Here is a 375-nt window from a genome sequence, read left to right on the forward strand (position 1 = left end):
GCCGAAGACGATCTGATCGCGGAGGAAGCGGCAGCCAAGACCACCACGGTCACCGCCTTCGAGCGCAAGCGCCCGGCGAGGAAGCGGTTCCCCGGATCATCTACCGCGCGAGCGTGTCTTGGTGCCTGCGCCCTGCTCCTGCCCGGCGTGCGGCGGGGATCGCCTTTCGAAGCTCGGGGAGGACGTCACCGAGACCCTCTAGATCATCCCGCGCTCCTGAAAGGAGATCCAGACGGTGCGCGAGAAGTTCTCGTGCCGGGACTGCGAGAAGATCGCGCGAGCACCGGCACCCTTTCACGTTGTTCCGCGCGGATGGGCCGGGCCCAGCTTCATCGCCATGCTACTCTTCGAGAAGTATGGGCAGCACCAACCGCT

The 375-nt window shown here is 65.9% G+C and carries 1 pseudogene; it reads left to right on the plus strand.

Features of this window, described 5'->3' with window-relative positions:
- A pseudogene (locus tag LI72_RS19855) lies at window positions 1-375 on the plus strand (IS66 family transposase zinc-finger binding domain-containing protein); the annotation flags it as partial.

This window comes from Sphingomonas sp. 35-24ZXX, assembly GCF_000786215.1.
Lineage (GTDB): Bacteria > Pseudomonadota > Alphaproteobacteria > Sphingomonadales > Sphingomonadaceae > Blastomonas.